This is a genomic window from Streptococcus sp. GMD4S (assembly GCF_000296955.1).
In genome coordinates, this window is sequence record NZ_AJRE01000564.1 from 1 (window position 1) to 610 (window position 610).

Below are 610 nucleotides of genomic sequence, written 5' to 3' on the forward strand. Positions count from 1 at the left end.
GACTACAAAAACCAAGCCGTCAGGGTATGTCTTAATCATTTCGTTTTATCGGTCATAATTTTGGAGACTACAAAAACAGCCTTAGTAGGTGCTCCCTTCTTTATCTAGTTTTATCGGTCATAATTTTGGAGACTACAAAAACCTCAAATGGTATCAGCTAATGACACCATGAAGGTGCGCAGTTACTCGGCTTTTCAAGCCGAGTAACTGTCTGCAAGCCCCCTCGGAGAGCCCACACTTTACGAAGTAAAGTATAGTATGTTATACTTTACATGGAAGTAGTCACCGAATTCCAGTTAGAAATTACTTTGTAACTACGTTTTGAGGAGGAGTAAAATGCTTTCCTACGTTCGACATTACCCACTAGCGATAGCTAAATTAATGTGTCTGTGCTCTCCTAAAATCTACTGATTTATTACTGACTAATACAGGAGGTTTTTATGGGACAGACAATCATATCTGCTATTGGTGTTTATATTTCCACCAGTATCGATTATTTAATTATTTTAATTATTTTATTTGCACAGCTATCACAGAATAAACAGAAATGGCATATTTATGCGGGGCAATATCTAGGAACAGGCTTACTTGTAGGGGCGAGTTTAGTTGC

At 37.9% G+C, this 610-nt stretch carries 1 protein-coding gene; it reads left to right on the forward strand.

Translation table 11 applies throughout. The features are described 5' to 3' along the window. Nucleotides 1-440 precede the first annotated feature (440 nt). The coding region (locus GMD4S_RS12560) for a cadmium resistance transporter (protein WP_008292294.1) at nt 441-610 on the forward strand (170 nt) is incomplete at its 3' end.